Consider the following 13,866-nt stretch of genomic DNA (forward strand, 5'->3'; position numbering starts at 1 on the left):
CACCGGGATAATGACTGACGTGGCCGATTCCGACGTACGCATCAATCCCAGCATCCTCGCCGCCGACTTCGTGAACATGCAGGCGGAGCTCGCCCGCATCGCGTCGGCCGACTTCGTCCACGTCGACGTCATGGACAACCACTTCGTCCCGAACCTGACGTTCGGCCCGCAGATGGTCGCGCGGATCCAGGCGACGAGCCCCGTGCCGCTCGACGTCCACCTCATGATCAGCGACGCCGACCGCTGGGCTCCCGAGTACGCCGAGATCGGCGCGGCATCCGTCACGTTCCACCTCGAGGCCGCCGCCGAACCCGTCGCCCTGGCCCGTCGGCTCCGACAGATCGGTGCGCGCGCCGGCGTCGCGGTCAAGCCCGCGACCCCCGTCGAGCAGCTGTTCGACGTCCTCGACGAGTTCGATCAGATCCTCGTCATGACCGTCGAGCCGGGCTTCGGCGGGCAGAGCTTCATGGCGGACCAGATGCCCAAGCTCCGCCGGCTCAGTGACGAGGCCCGACGCCGCGGGTCGCAGGTCTGGCTCCAGGTCGACGGCGGCATCGGCGAATCGACCATCGCGCAGGCTGCGGATGCCGGTGCCGACACGTTCGTGGCGGGCTCGGCCGTCTTCGGTGCCGAGGACCCCGGAGCGGCGATCCGCGCCCTCCGCTCGGCTGCGGCATCCGCTCACCGGCACTGACTGGAGCGTCACGGGGACCGGCCGCTAGCGACGGCCCGGTACCCTGGAGGGTGTGAAGACCTTCGACGCACTGTTCTCCGAGCTGAGCGAGACTGCGGCGAGCCGTCCCGAAGGATCGGGCACGGTCGCGCAGCTGGACCGCGGCGTCCACGCCATCGGCAAGAAGATCGTCGAAGAGGCCGCCGAGGTCTGGATGGCCGCCGAGTACCAGTCCGACACCGAGACGGCCGAGGAGATCTCGCAGCTGCTCTACCACCTGCAGGTGATGATGCTCGCGAAGGGCCTGACGCTCGAGGACGTATACCGACATCTCTGATCGGTCCCTCGTCCCGTCCGCCCACCTCCACACCGAAAGACGCTCCATGCTGCGCATCGCCGTCCCCAACAAGGGCATGCTCGCCGAAACCACCGCGGGGATGCTCGCCGAGGCCGGGTACACCGGTCGACGCGACCCCAAGGACCTGCACGCCATCGACCCCGTCAACGACGTCGAGTTCTTCTACCTCCGCCCCAAGGACATCGCCACCTACGTCGGCTCCGGTGCGTTGGACGTCGGCATCACGGGCCGCGACCTGCTGCTGGATGCCCGGATGCCGGGTGCCCGAGAGATCGAGAAGCTCGGCTTCGGCGGCTCGACGTTCCGGTTCGCCGGTCCTCCCGGACGCTTCACCGAGCTCGCCGACCTCGACGGACTGCGCGTCGCGACGGCCTATCCCGGCCTCGTGGACGCCTACCTCGACGACCTCGGCGTGGCCGTCGACCTCGTGCCGCTCGACGGCGCGGTCGAGTCCGCCGTCCAGCTGGGTGTGGCGGATGCCGTCGCCGACGTCGTCTCGACCGGCACGACCCTCCGCCAGGCGGGCCTCGAGATCTTCGGGCCGGTGCTGCTGGAGTCCGAGGCGGTCCTGATCGGCGCGCCGACCGAGGCCGACGGCACCGAGACGCTCCTCCGGCGCCTGCGCGGCGTCATGGTCGCCCGGCGCTACGTCCTCATCGACTACGACCTGCCCGCGCACCTGGTCGACCAGGCGGTCGCCCTCGCTCCCGGGATCGAGTCGCCCACGATCTCGCCGCTGCGCGACCCCGAGTGGGTCGCCGTCCGCGTCATGAGCCCACGGAAGACCGTGAACCAGGTCATGGACGCCCTCTACGAGATCGGCGCGCGCGCGATCCTCGTGACCGCGATCCACAACGCGAGGCTCTGACGTGTCGCTCGTCAGCCGCGTGATCCCGTGTCTCGACGTGGCCGCGGGCAAGGTCGTCAAGGGCGTCAACTTCGAGAACCTGCGCGAGATGGGCGACCCGGTCGAACTCGCGCGCCGGTACTACGAGCAGGGCGCGGATGAGATCACCTTCCTCGACGTGACAGCCACCGTCGACGCGCGCGACACGACGTACGACGTCGTGCAGCGCACCGCCGAACAGGTCTTCATCCCGCTGACGGTGGGCGGGGGAGTGCGCTCGGCCGAGGACGTCGCACGGCTCCTCGGGGTCGGCGCCGACAAGGTGGGCGTCAACTCCGCCGCGATCGCCCGGCCCGAACTCCTCGGCGAGATCGCCGACCGCTTCGGCGCGCAGGTGCTCGTCCTCTCCCTCGACGTCAAGCGCGCTCCCGGCACGCCGTCCGGGTTCGCCGTCACGACGCACGGCGGCCGCACCCTCACCGACCTCGACGCGCTTGCGTGGGCGCGCGAGGCGATCGAGCGCGGTGCGGGGGAGCTCCTCGTCAACTCGATCGACGCCGACGGCACGAAGGACGGCTTCGACCTCGAGCTCGTCTCGCTCATGCGCGACGTGTCCTCGGTCCCTGTGATCGCCTCCGGAGGGGCGGGGGATGCCGCGCACTTCGCCCCGGCGATCGCCGCCGGCGCCGACGCGGTGCTCGCGGCATCCGTCTTCCACTCCGGACAGCTGACGGTCGGCGACGTCAAGGATGCCCTGGTGGCCGAAGGCGTGGAGGTGCGGCGATGACGCGCTCCGTCGACGAACGCATGGCGCGGGTCGTCTACAACGCAGACGGCCTCGTCCCCGCGATCGTGCAGCAGCACGACACGCGCGAGGTGCTCATGCTCGGGTGGATGGATGCCGAGGCCCTCCGCCGGACGCTCACCGAGGGTCGCGTGACGTTCTGGTCCCGCTCGCGTCAGGAGTACTGGCGCAAGGGCGACACGTCCGGTCACGCGCAGTTCGTGAAGGGCGTGCGGCTGGACTGCGACGGCGACACGCTGCTGGTGTCCGTCGAGCAGGTCGGCGCGGCCTGCCACACCGGCGACCGCACGTGCTTCGACGCGGATGACCTCGACCCCGTCGTCGGCGAGTTCTCATGACCGAGGCGGCCTCGCGCCGGACGCGGCTCGCGGCGGTGCTCGCGATCCTCGTCGGCGGAGCGATCGGCATCATCGGCTCGACCCAGACGTGGCTCGAGGCGACGGTCGACGACGGCTCCGCCGTCCCGATCCCGATCCCCGGGACCGACGCTCTCGCCGTCGTGGCGCCGCTGAGTCTCGCAGCGCTCGCCCTGGCACTCGCCCTGACGATCGTGGGACGCGTCCTCCGCTACGCGTTCGCGGTCATCGCGGTCGCCCTCGGCGCGGGCCTCGGGTGGGGTGCGTTCCGGATCGCCTCGCAACGCCCTGTCGACGCCGTCGCGGGACCCGTCACCGACGCGACGGGTCTGAGCGGCGCGCAGGGCATCGCCGGGGTCGTGACGGAGATCACGGCGACGCCATGGCCGGCGGTGACGGTCGCGGCATCCGTGCTCATCATCCTCGGCGGAGCCGTCGCGCTCGCGACCGCCCACCGCTGGACGAGCGCCGGTCGCAAGTACCGGACCGACCGCGCAAGCGGCCCGCGCGACAGCATCGACTCGTGGGACGACCTGTCGCGCGGCGAGGACCCGACGACCTGACCCGGCGGGGCGGGGCAGCGTGCACGCCCCGCTAGACTGGTCGAGCGGCTCCGGCCGACCCAGAGAACCCGTGCTTCGCATCGAAGGAGAACTATGAGCGGCATCGAGGACCCCGGCCACGGACACTCCCCGGCGGCATGGACGACGGTCATCATCATGCTCGTCGCCGTGACGATCGGCACCGTCTTCTTCTTCTTCGACATGCCGCTGCTCGTCTGGCTTTCGGTCGTCCTGCTGTTCATCGGCCTCATCGTCGGCTACATCATGACCAAGGCCGGCTACGGCGTCGGTGGGTCGAAGACCGTCACGAAGCAGCACTGACGTGCTCGCCGACCTCATGGCCGGCGCGGTGGAGGATGCACGAGAGCGGGAGTCCGTCCGCCCCTTGGCGGTCGTCGAGAAGCTCGCTCTGGCGCACCCTGCCGCGATCGACGCCCTGGCTGCGCTCTCACCCGCGGATCGCGTGAAGATCATCGCCGAGGTGAAGCGCGCGAGTCCATCCCGCGGCGACCTCGCCGACATCCCCGACCCTGCGCTCCAGGCGCGTCGCTACGAGCTGGGCGGGGCGTCCGCCATCTCGGTCCTGACCGAGGAGCGGAAGTTCAAAGGCTCCCTCGCCGACCTCGAGGCCGTGCGTGCCGCCGTCACCCTCCCGGTCCTCCGGAAGGACTTCGTCTCGACGCCGTATCAGGTGTTCGAGGCGCGCGCTGCCGGTGCCGACCTCGTGCTCCTCATCGTCGCAGGACTGGAGCAGGACGTCCTCGCCGAGCTCTACGGCCTCATCCGGCAACTCGGCATGACTCCGCTCGTCGAGACGCACTCCGCAGAGGAGCTGGCGCGCGCGAACGACATCGGCGCACGTCTGATCGGCGTCAATGCGCGCAATCTCTCCACATTCGAGCTCGACCGCGACCTCTTCGGCCGGCTCGTCTCCGACATCCCCGAGGGTGTGATCAAGATCGCCGAGTCCGCGGTCCTCGCACCCGCCGACGTCGCGCACTACCGCGCCGCGGGTGCCGACGTCGTCCTCATCGGTGAAGCGCTCGTCACGAACGACCCCGTGTCGACGCTCGCCTCGTTCCTGGAGGCAGGTTCATGAGTCTGCGCGCAGCCGCGGGTCCTTTCTTCGGCGAGTTCGGCGGGCGGTACATGCCCGAGTCCCTCATCGCCGCCATCGACGAGCTGACGGCGGTGTACGAGGACGCCAAGGCGGACCCGGAGTTCGCCGCGGAGTTCGCGCGCCTGCTGAACGTCTACGCCGGCCGGCCCTCCGCCCTCACCGAGGTGCCGCGGTTCGCCGAGCACGCCGGTGGGGCGCGGGTGTTCCTCAAGCGCGAGGACCTCAACCACACCGGTTCGCACAAGATCAACAACGTCATAGGTCAGGCGCTCATCACGAAGCGTCTCGGCAAGAAGCGCGTGATCGCGGAGACCGGCGCGGGCCAGCACGGCGTCGCCACGGCGACCGCGGCCGCCCTGTTCGGCTTCGAGTGCACGATCTACATGGGCGAGGTGGACACGGAGCGCCAGGCACTCAACGTCGCGCGCATGCGTCTGCTCGGCGCTGAGGTCATCCCGGTCACGACAGGCTCGCGCACGCTCAAGGACGCGATCAACGAGGCGTACCGCGACTGGGTCGCCTCCGTCGACACCACCAACTACATCTTCGGCACGGCCGCGGGACCGCACCCGTTCCCCGCCATGGTGCGCGACTTCCAGAAGATCATCAGTGAAGAGGCTCGTCAGCAGCTGCTCGACGAGATCGGCAGACTCCCCGATGCGGTCGTCGCGTGCGTGGGCGGCGGATCGAACGCCATCGGCATGTTCGACGCGTTCCTCGACGACGAGGGCGTGGCCCTCTACGGCGTCGAGGCGGCCGGCGACGGCGTCGACACGCCGAAGCACGCAGCATCCATCGAACGCGGTCGCCCCGGCATCCTGCACGGCGCGAAGACGTTCGTCCTGCAGGACGAAGACGGTCAGACGACGGAATCGCACTCGATCTCCGCGGGACTCGATTACCCGGGCGTCGGTCCCGAGCACGCATGGCTCGCGAGCATCGGCCGGGCGCAGTACATCCCCGCGACCGACACCGAGGCGATGGAGGCCCTGCGTCTGCTGAGCCGGACCGAAGGGATCATCCCCGCCATCGAGTCCGCTCACGCCTTGGCCGGTGCACTGCGCATCGGGCGCGAACTGGGCCCGGAGGGCGTGATCGCGATCAACCTCTCCGGCCGCGGCGACAAGGACATGGACACCGCCGCCCGGTGGTTCGAGCTGTACGACGCCGATAAGGAGCCCGTCGAGGTCCCCGCCGACCCCGAGCACGGCAGCGGCGAAGGAGTCGAGCTGTGACCTCCCGTGTGGCGGCTGCCATCTCCGCCGCGAAGGACGCGGGTCGCGGGGCCTTCGTCGGCTACCTCCCGATCGGCTACCCCGACCTGCAGACGAGCATCGACGCCGCGGTCGCCCTGGCTGAGAACGGCGCCGACATCCTCGAGCTGGGTCCGCCGTACTCCGATCCCGTCATGGACGGCGTCGTCATCCAAGAGGCGACGCAGGCCGCCCTCGCAGCCGGATTCCGGTTCCGAGACACGTTCACAGCCGTCCGCGCGATCGCCGAGCGGGTCGACGTGCCGATCGTCGTCATGACGTACTGGAACCCGGTGTTCCAGTACGGCGTCGACCGCTTCGCCGACGACCTCGCCGCGGCCGGCGGTGCCGGGCTCATCACGCCCGACATCACCCCCGATGCCGCCGCCGACTGGATCGCCGCATCGGAGCGCACCGGCCTCGACCGGATCTTCCTCGCCGCGCCCTCGTCCACAGACGAGCGGTTGAAGGTGATCGCCGAGCACTCGACCGGATTCGTCTACACCGTCTCGACGATGGGGATCACGGGGGAGCGGGCGGAGTTGGATGCCGCGGCGCGCGCCCTCGTCGGCCGTCTCCGCGCGCACGGGGTCGAGAACGCGTGCGTCGGTATCGGCATCTCGACGGCCGATCAGATCGACGGCGTCCTCGACTACGCCGACGGTGCCATCGTCGGTACGGCTCTCGTGCGCGCACTGCGCGACGGCGGCGTCGAGGGCCTCGCAGCCACGGCGCGCGAGCTGTCGCAGGGCGCAGGACCGCACGCCGTCACCGCGTAGACTCGCCGTCGTGACTTCTGCAGCCCTCTCCGTCGTCGCGAGCATTCCCAGCCCGCCGATCAGTTCGTTCCAGCTCGGCCCGCTGACGATCCACTTCTACGCCCTGTGCATCCTGGCGGGCATCGTCGTGGCGACGTTCTGGACCAACCGCCGTCTCACCAAGCGCGGCGCGGAGCCCTGGGTCGTCATCGACATCTGCCTGCTCGCGGTCCCGCTGGCCATCATCGGCGCGCGCATCTTCCACGTTCTGACCCACCCGGGGTTCTACTTCGGCGAGGACAAGGACATCTGGGCGATCTTCCGGATCTGGGAGGGCGGCATCGCCATCTTCGGCGCCCTGATCGGCGGCGCCATCGGTGCGTGGCTCGGCTGCAAGTGGAGCGGCATCCGCTTCTGGAGCTTCGCCGACGCGCTCGCGCCTGCACTCCTGCTCGCGCAGGCCTTCGGCCGGTTCGGCAACTGGTTCAACCAGGAGCTGTACGGCCTCCCCACCGACCTGCCTTGGGGGCTGAAGATCGACTACCCGAACTCCGCGTGGCCGGCAGGCCTCCCGGAGAGCACCCTCTTCCACCCGACCTTCCTCTACGAGGTCATCTGGAATGTCATGGGCGTCATCATCATCGCCGCGGCCGGACGACGCTTCCGGCTGCAGTGGGGCCGCCTGTTCGGTCTGTACCTCGTCTGGTACTCGGCCGGTCGCATCGTCTGGGAGTCGATCCGCATCGACCCGAGCGAGATCTTCCTCGGTCTCCGCACCAACGTGTGGGCCGCGATCCTCGGTGTCGTGGTCGGTCTGGTCATCATGATCGTCCAGAACCGCCGGCACCCGGGCTTCGAGCCTTCGCCGTACCAGCCCGGTCGCGAGTGGACCCCTTCCGGGGAGGTACACTCGCAGGGAACCGATGACTTCGTGGACGTGAGCGCACCCCCCGCGTCTGAAGAATCCTCCGGTGGGGCCACAAGCTCCCTCACCACCCGATAGCAAGCACCGCAGGGCCGACGTCGTCCCAGGTTGAGCACCCATGTGAGGACGGTAGGCATGCCCTCGAGCTCCCGTCACGAAGACACCACGACGACCATCACCGGTGGTTCGTTCCCTGCGAAGCAGGGGATGTACAACCCGGCGTTCGAGAAGGACGCCTGCGGTCTGGCGATGGTCGCCACTCTGCGCGGCGAGGCGGGCCACGACATCGTGGACCTCGCCCTTACCGCGCTCCGCAATCTCGAGCACCGCGGTGCCATCGGGTCGGATGCCGGCACCGGTGACGGTGCCGGCATCCTGACCCAGATGCCCGACGCCTTCCTGCGCGCGGTCGTCGACTTCGAGCTGCCCGCCGTCGGCGAGTACGCCGTCGGTCTCGCCTTCCTGCCGACGGATCATGACGAGCGCCTGGCCCAGAAGGCGGCCGTCGAGTCGATCGCGGCGAGCGAGGGCCTGACCGTCCTCGGGTGGCGCACGGTTCCCACGGCGGACGAGAACCTCGGCAAGCTGGCGTTCAACGCACGACCGGTGTTCGAGCAGCTCTTCGTGTCGCGCCCCGCGGTCGGCGACGCGCCGGCCCTGGCGGGCATCGCTCTCGATCGCCGAACGTACCGCCTTCGCAAGCGCGCGCAGCACGAACTCGACGCCTACTTCGTGTCGCTGTCCAGCCGCACCCTCGGGTACAAGGGCATGGTGACGACGCTCCAGCTGGAGCCGTTCTACCCCGACCTTCAGGATGAGCGGTTCGCGACCGAGCTCGCCGTCGTGCACTCGCGCTATTCGACGAACACCTTCCCGTCGTGGCCGCTCGCGCAGCCGCTGCGGATGCTCGCCCACAACGGCGAGATCAACACCGTCAACGGCAACCGCAACTGGATGCGGGCGCGTCAGTCCCAGCTCGAGTCGGAGCTCCTCGGGGACATCAGCCCGCTGCTGCCGATCTGCAGCCCGGGCCAGAGCGACTCGGCATCCTTCGATGAGGTTCTCGAGCTCCTCACGCTCACGGGACGGAGCCTGCCCCACGCCATCATGATGATGGTCCCCGAGGCGTACGAGAAGCAGGCCGACATCTCCGACGAGCTGCGCGCCTTCTACGAGTACCACTCGATGCAGATGGAGCAGTGGGACGGCCCGGCCGCGCTCATCTTCACGGACGGCTCGCTCGTGGGAGCGACGCTCGACCGCAACGGTCTGCGTCCGGGTCGGTGGACCGAGACCACCGACGGCCTCGTCGTCATCGGCAGCGAGACCGGCGTGCTCGACTTCGAGCCGGAGCGCATCAAGCGCCGCGGACGCCTGCAGCCCGGCCGCATGTTCGTCGTCGACACCGCGCAGGGTCGCATCGTCGAGGACGAGGAGATCAAACGCGACCTGGCCGCTCTCCACCCGTGGCAGGAGTGGCTCGACGAGGGCCGCGTGCGCCTGAAGGATCTGCCCGAGCGCGAGCACATCGTGCACCCGATCGCCTCCATCACACGGCGCCAGCGCACCTTCGGTTACACCGAAGAAGAGGTGCGCATCCTCCTGACGCCGATGGGGCAGACGGGCGCCGAGCCCCTCGGAGCGATGGGGTCCGATACGCCGATCGCCGTTCTGAGCGAGCGTCCCCGCCTGCTGTTCGACTACTTCGTGCAGCAGTTCGCGCAGGTCACGAACCCGCCGCTCGACTCGATCCGCGAAGAGGTCGTCACCTCCCTCGGGCTCGGGCTCGGTCCGGAGCGGAACCTCCTGGCCTCGGGCCCGGACCACACCCGTGTCATCACGCTGGACTTCCCGGTCATCGACAACGACGAGCTGGCGAAGCTGCAGAACATCGACCGTGCTCTGCCCGGTCGTCGGTCGATCACCATCCGCGGTCTGTACCGCGCCGACGCCGATGCGGATTCGCTCCGTTCGCGGCTCGACGAGATCTGCGCAGAGGTGGATGCCGCCATCGCCGACGGCGTGGAGTTCATCATCCTGAGCGACCGCGACTCGACGTCGGACCTCGTGCCGATCCCGTCCCTGCTGACGCTCTCCGCCGTCCACCACCACCTCATCCGCAACGAGAACCGTATGAAGGTGGGGCTGGTCGTCGAGGCCGGCGACGTGCGCGAGGTCCACCACGTGGCGACCCTCATCGGTTACGGGGCGTCGGCGGTCAACCCGTACCTTGCGATGGAGACCGTCGAATATCTGGTGCGGGCCGGGTACATCACGGGCGTCGAGCCCGAGAAAGCCGTCCGGAACCTGATCTACGCGCTCGGCAAGGGCGTGCTGAAGATCATGTCGAAGATGGGCATCTCGACGGTCTCCTCCTACGCCGGGGCGCAGGTCTTCGAAGCCGTGGGGCTGTCGCAGGAGTTCATCGACACCTACTTCACCGGCACCGAGACCAAGCTCGGCGGCATCGGGATCGAGGAGATCTCTCGTGAGAACCTCGCCCGTCACGAGTTCGCCTACCCCGCCGACCAGGCGGCGCGCGCGCACGAGCGCCTGTGGACGGGCGGCGAGTATCAGTGGCGGCGCGACGGCTCGCCCCACCTGTTCAACCCCGACACGGTGTTCCGTCTCCAGCACGCCACACGGACCCGTCGCTACGACATCTTCCGCGAGTACACGCAGCTGATCGACGAGCAGGCGAGCGAGCTGAAGACCCTGCGGGGGCTCTTCCGGCTCAAGAACGGCACCCGCCCAGCGGTCCCGATCGACGAGGTCGAACCGGTGTCGTCGATCGTCAAGCGATTCTCGACCGGTGCGATGAGCTACGGGTCGATCTCGCAGGAGGCGCACGAGACGCTCGCGATCGCGATGAACCGGCTCGGCGCGAAGTCGAACACGGGGGAGGGCGGCGAGGACGTGGACCGGCTCCTCGACCCCGAGCGTCGGAGCGCGATCAAGCAGGTCGCCTCGGGACGCTTCGGTGTCACGAGCATGTACCTGACCCATGCGGATGACATCCAGATCAAGCTCGCTCAGGGCGCCAAGCCCGGTGAGGGCGGGCAGCTGCCGCCGGGCAAGGTCTACCCGTGGATCGCGCGCACCCGCGGCGGCACCCCGGGGGTCGGCCTCATCTCGCCGCCGCCGCACCACGACATCTACTCGATCGAGGACCTCAAGCAGCTCATCTTCGACGTCAAGCGGGCCAACCCGTCCGCGCGCGTGCACGTGAAGCTGGTCAGTCAGTCCGGGATCGGCGCGGTCGCGGCGGGCACCGCCAAGGCCCTGGCCGACGTCATCCTCGTCTCCGGTCACGATGGTGGAACGGGCGCGAGCCCGCTGAACTCGCTCAAGCACGCGGGTACGCCGTGGGAGCTGGGACTCGCCGAGACGCAGCAGACCCTGATGATCAACGACATGCGCGGTCGGGTTGTCGTCCAGGCCGATGGTCAGCTCAAGACCGGCCGCGACGTCCTCATCGCGGCGCTCCTGGGTGCCGAGGAGTTCGGCTTCGCGACGAGCGCGCTCGTCGTCGAGGGCTGCATCATGATGCGCGTGTGCCACCTCGACACGTGCCCGGTCGGCGTCGCGACCCAGAACCCGGAACTGCGCAAGCGCTTCACGGGCAAGGCGGAGCACGTCGTGAACTTCATGGAGTTCATCGCTCAGGAGGTGCGGGAGTACCTCGCCGAGCTCGGGTTCCGATCGATCGAGGAAGCCGTCGGCCACACCGAGGTCCTCGACGTCCAGCCGGCCGTCGACCACTGGAAGGCATACGGTCTGGACCTCTCGCCGATCCTCCACGGACCGGCTTTCGGTGACGACGCACCGCGCCACCGCGTCCGCGAGCAGGACCACGAGCTCGAGGACCACTTCGACGTCGCGCTGCTGGACCGGGCACGTGACGTCGTGGAGCACGGTGGTCATCTCGTGATCGACCTGCCGGTGCGCAACACCGAGCGCGCTGTCGGCACCATGCTCGGCCACCACGTCACGAAGGCGCACGGTGAGAACGGGCTGCCGTCCGGCACGATCGAGGTCAACCTCACCGGTTCGGCCGGCCAGTCGTTCGGTGCCTTCCTGCCGTCGGGCATCACACTACGGCTCGAGGGCGACTCGAACGACTACGTCGGCAAGGGGCTCTCGGGCGGCGAGATCGTCGTCCGGCCCCCGCGCGACGCCGCCTTCGACGCCTCGCAGAACGTCATCGCCGGGAACGTGATCGGCTACGGCGCGACCCAGGGGTCGATGTTCCTGCGCGGCGTCGTCGGCGAACGCTTCCTCGTGCGCAACTCCGGCGCGACCGCGGTCGTCGAAGGGGTGGGCGATCACGCCCTCGAGTACATGACCGGCGGTCTCGCCGTCATCCTCGGTGCCACCGGGCGCAACCTCGGGGCCGGCATGTCCGGCGGATCGGCGTACATCTACAAGCTCGATCGTGCGCTCATCAACCGCGAAGCCCTCGCCACCGGCGAGCTCGAGCTCCTCGAGCTCGGCGCCGGCGACATCGAGATCCTGCGGGATCTCCTGGCACGGCACGCCGAGGAGACCGGCTCCGATCTGGCCGAGGGGCTGCTCGCCGACCTCGACAGCGAGGCCGCGAACTTCACCCGTGTCCTGCCGCGCGACTACGCGGCCGTCCTGAAAACCCGCCAGGAGGCGGCCGCCGAGGGGCTCGACCCCGACAGCGACGTCGTCTGGAACCGCATCCTGGAGGTGACCCGTGGCTGACCCGAAGGGCTTCCTCAAAGTCACCGAGCGCGAGCTCCCGCCGCGCCGGCCCGTTCCCGTTCGCATCATGGACTGGAAGGAGGTGTACGAGCAGGGCGACCAGGCAGTGCTCCGTCGCCAGGCGGGCCGCTGCATGGACTGCGGCGTCCCGTTCTGCCACCAGGGCTGCCCGCTCGGGAACCTCATCCCGGAGTGGAACGACCTCACCTGGCGCGGCGAGGGTCGCGCGGCGATCGAGCGGCTCCATGCGACGAACAACTTCCCGGAGTTCACCGGTCGCCTGTGTCCCGCCCCGTGCGAGAGCTCGTGCGTCCTCGGCATCAATCAGCCTGCCGTCACGATCAAGCAGATCGAGGTCTCCACGATCGACGAGGCGTTCGCGCACGGCTGGGTCGAGGCCGAGCCCCCCGGCCGCCTCACCGGCAAGACGGTCGCGGTCGTCGGGTCGGGGCCTGCGGGACTCGCGGCCGCGCAGCAGCTGACGCGCGCAGGGCACACCGTCGCCGTGTACGAGCGCGACGACCGCATCGGCGGCCTGCTGCGCTACGGCATCCCGGACTTCAAGATGGAGAAGCGCCATCTCGAGACGAGACTCCGTCAGATGCGCGACGAAGGCACGCGGTTCCGGGCAGGCGTCGAGATCGGCAAGGACCTGTCGTGGGCGGACCTCCGCGCCCGCTACGACGCGGTCGTCGTCGCCACCGGTTCGACCGTTCCTCGCGACCTGTCGATCCCCGGACGCGACCTCGACGGTGTCCACTTCGCGATGGAGTACCTCGTCGAGTCGAACAAGGCCGTCGCGGGCGACCAGGTGCCGCACCAGATCCACGCCGAGGGCAAGCACGTCATCGTCATCGGCGGCGGCGACACGGGTGCGGACTGCATCGGTACGGCGCACCGACAGGGGGCGCTCAGCGTCACGAACCTCGCCATCGGAAAGCAGCCCCCCGAGGCGCGTCCCGACCACCAGCCGTGGCCGATGATGCCGACGCTCTTCGAAGTGGCCTCTGCGCACGAGGAGGGCGGTGACCGTTCCTACCTGGCTTCGACCGTCGAGTTCCTCGGTAACGAGGCGGGGGAGGTGCGCGCCCTCCGCGTCGCCGAGACGGAGTTCGTCGACGGCCGCCGTGTGCCCAAGAGCGGCACCGAGCGCGAGATCCCCGCCGACCTCGTCCTGATCGCGATGGGCTTCACCGGCCCGGAGCGGTCAGCGCTCGAGCAGCAGCTCGGCGCCGTCTTCACCTCCAACGGCAACGTCGAGCGGGCGGACGACTGGCAGGCGACGGCACCGGGTGTCTTCGTGGCCGGCGACGCCGGACGCGGCCAATCCCTCATCGTCTGGGCGATCGCAGAAGGGCGCGCGGCGGCTTCGGCAGTCGACGAGTACCTCATGGGGTCCACCAGCCTCCCGGCGCCGGTCCGCCCGACCGACGTCGCGATCGGTCTCCAGCACGCCTAGGCTGGAATCGTTCCCACATCA

13 protein-coding genes are annotated in these 13,866 nt (G+C 69.4%); all 13 read left to right on the top strand.

Annotated elements, in window-relative coordinates:
* The first annotated feature begins 10 nt into the window (after nt 1–10).
* The 13 genes from rpe to QE428_RS12025 all read left to right on the top strand — a co-directional run bounded on the left by rpe (nt 11) and on the right by QE428_RS12025 (nt 13,845).
* Nucleotides 11–694, top strand: a complete 684-nt coding sequence (rpe, locus tag QE428_RS11965; protein WP_307469507.1) for a ribulose-phosphate 3-epimerase — start codon at nt 11–13, stop codon at nt 692–694.
* A gap of 52 nt (nt 695–746) precedes the next feature.
* Nucleotides 747–1,010: a phosphoribosyl-ATP diphosphatase gene (locus QE428_RS11970; RefSeq protein WP_018186764.1), complete on the top strand. Its 264-nt coding sequence runs from the start codon at nt 747–749 to the stop codon at nt 1,008–1,010.
* A gap of 46 nt (nt 1,011–1,056) precedes the next feature.
* Nucleotides 1,057–1,899 carry an ATP phosphoribosyltransferase gene (gene hisG / locus QE428_RS11975; RefSeq protein ID WP_018186765.1) on the top strand — a complete coding sequence of 281 codons (843 nt, stop codon included), beginning with the start codon at nt 1,057–1,059 and terminating at the stop codon, nt 1,897–1,899.
* Between the two features lies 1 nt (nt 1,900).
* On the top strand, nt 1,901–2,665 hold the full coding sequence (hisF, locus tag QE428_RS11980) for an imidazole glycerol phosphate synthase subunit HisF (RefSeq protein ID WP_091353614.1): 765 nt from the start codon (nt 1,901–1,903) through the stop codon (nt 2,663–2,665).
* Nucleotides 2,662–3,021: a phosphoribosyl-AMP cyclohydrolase gene (gene hisI, locus QE428_RS11985; protein ID WP_091353618.1), complete on the top strand. Its 360-nt coding sequence runs from the start codon at nt 2,662–2,664 to the stop codon at nt 3,019–3,021. The genes hisF and hisI overlap by 4 nt, the downstream gene beginning before the upstream one ends.
* A complete protein-coding gene (locus tag QE428_RS11990; protein ID WP_307469516.1) occupies nt 3,018–3,602 on the top strand; it encodes a Trp biosynthesis-associated membrane protein in 585 nt (194 codons plus the stop codon). The genes hisI and QE428_RS11990 overlap by 4 nt, the downstream gene beginning before the upstream one ends.
* 93 nt (nt 3,603–3,695) lie before the next feature.
* A complete protein-coding gene (locus QE428_RS11995; RefSeq protein WP_091353625.1) occupies nt 3,696–3,923 on the top strand; it encodes a DUF6704 family protein in 228 nt (75 codons plus the stop codon).
* Nucleotide 3,924: 1 nt separating this feature from the next.
* Nucleotides 3,925–4,701, top strand: coding sequence for an indole-3-glycerol phosphate synthase TrpC (trpC, locus tag QE428_RS12000; protein WP_307469521.1), 777 nt, complete (start codon nt 3,925–3,927; stop codon nt 4,699–4,701).
* Nucleotides 4,698–5,957 (top strand): tryptophan synthase subunit beta, encoded by a 1,260-nt coding sequence (trpB, locus tag QE428_RS12005; protein ID WP_091353632.1) that lies wholly within the window; start codon nt 4,698–4,700, stop codon nt 5,955–5,957. The genes trpC and trpB overlap by 4 nt, the downstream gene beginning before the upstream one ends.
* Nucleotides 5,954–6,754 carry a tryptophan synthase subunit alpha gene (gene trpA, locus QE428_RS12010; protein ID WP_307469525.1) on the top strand — a complete coding sequence of 267 codons (801 nt, stop codon included), beginning with the start codon at nt 5,954–5,956 and terminating at the stop codon, nt 6,752–6,754. The genes trpB and trpA overlap by 4 nt, the downstream gene beginning before the upstream one ends.
* Nucleotides 6,755–6,764: 10 nt before the next feature.
* On the top strand, nt 6,765–7,736 hold the full coding sequence (gene lgt / locus QE428_RS12015; protein WP_091353638.1) for a prolipoprotein diacylglyceryl transferase: 972 nt from the start codon (nt 6,765–6,767) through the stop codon (nt 7,734–7,736).
* A 57-nt stretch (nt 7,737–7,793) separates the two neighbouring features.
* Nucleotides 7,794–12,386: a glutamate synthase large subunit gene (gltB, locus tag QE428_RS12020; RefSeq protein ID WP_307469530.1), complete on the top strand. Its 4,593-nt coding sequence runs from the start codon at nt 7,794–7,796 to the stop codon at nt 12,384–12,386.
* Entirely contained in the window at nt 12,379–13,845 is a 1,467-nt protein-coding gene (locus QE428_RS12025) for a glutamate synthase subunit beta (RefSeq protein WP_307469534.1), read from the top strand. The genes gltB and QE428_RS12025 overlap by 8 nt, the downstream gene beginning before the upstream one ends.
* The last annotated feature ends 21 nt before the right edge of the window (nt 13,846–13,866 follow it).

Source organism: Microbacterium sp. SORGH_AS_0505, assembly GCF_030818715.1.
GTDB lineage: Bacteria > Actinomycetota > Actinomycetes > Actinomycetales > Microbacteriaceae > Microbacterium.

What these genes read in the sequence shown, in the direction of transcription:
- gltB (WP_307469530.1), top strand. Translation starts at nt 7,794, where the DNA reads ATGCCCTCGAGCTCCCGTCACGAAGACACCACGACGACCATCACCGGT.
- trpB (WP_091353632.1), top strand. Translation starts at nt 4,698, where the DNA reads ATGAGTCTGCGCGCAGCCGCGGGTCCTTTCTTCGGCGAGTTCGGCGGG.
- QE428_RS11990 (WP_307469516.1), top strand. Translation starts at nt 3,018, where the DNA reads ATGACCGAGGCGGCCTCGCGCCGGACGCGGCTCGCGGCGGTGCTCGCG.
- rpe (WP_307469507.1), top strand. Translation starts at nt 11, where the DNA reads ATGACTGACGTGGCCGATTCCGACGTACGCATCAATCCCAGCATCCTC.
- hisI (WP_091353618.1), top strand. Translation starts at nt 2,662, where the DNA reads ATGACGCGCTCCGTCGACGAACGCATGGCGCGGGTCGTCTACAACGCA.
- QE428_RS11995 (WP_091353625.1), top strand. Translation starts at nt 3,696, where the DNA reads ATGAGCGGCATCGAGGACCCCGGCCACGGACACTCCCCGGCGGCATGG.
- hisG (WP_018186765.1), top strand. Translation starts at nt 1,057, where the DNA reads ATGCTGCGCATCGCCGTCCCCAACAAGGGCATGCTCGCCGAAACCACC.